We start from the raw sequence: 517 nt of genomic DNA, 5'->3' as shown, positions 1-517 counted from the left end.
GCGGCGCCGGGGGCGACGGCGGTGCGGGCGGGCTGTTGTTCGGCCGTGGCGGCGACGGCGGCGCCGGCGGCGAGGGCGGCGCCGGCGGATTCGGCGGCGCGGGCGGCTGGCTGGGCGCCGCGGGCATCAGCGCAGCGCCCTACGTCGATCACACCCAGTGGGTGACCTACGAAGACGGGACCAGCCTTCGGGTCTACCCGACCGACACCGGCCGAACCGAGGCCGGCGAGCCCGGCACCCTGCGCCAGGGCGAGCACGCCTGGTCGGAGGTGGTGAACCGCCACCCGGACGCCGACACACCCGGCATGCGCGAACAGTTCCTGTGCCACTGGCAGTTTGCCGAATTCATCCAGCCCGGCAAGACCAGTTGGAATCTGGAGCCGTGGCGACCGGTCGTCAGCACCTTGACCCTGTTGGCCAACGGCTGCAATCCCGGCGGCGCCGAAGAACCGTTCTAGACCTGGGGCGGCGACTTGCGGCGCCCGGCGCTAAATCCAGACGCCCTTGCCGACCGCGA

General features: G+C 72.7%; 1 protein-coding gene. It reads left to right on the top strand.

Going from position 1 to position 517, the window contains the following annotated elements; genetic code table 11:
• The first annotated feature begins 35 nt into the window (after positions 1 to 35).
• Positions 36 to 458 (top strand): DUF2599 domain-containing protein, encoded by a 423-nt coding sequence (locus A5694_RS13305; RefSeq protein WP_342710500.1) that lies wholly within the window; start codon positions 36 to 38, stop codon positions 456 to 458.
• Positions 459 to 517 lie beyond the last annotated feature (59 nt).

This window comes from Mycolicibacter sinensis, assembly GCF_001667945.1.
Classification (GTDB): Bacteria; Actinomycetota; Actinomycetes; order Mycobacteriales; family Mycobacteriaceae; genus Mycobacterium; species Mycobacterium sinense_B.
Note: the sequence above shows the minus strand (reverse complement) of the source record. Positions and strands in the feature narration are given on the sequence as shown.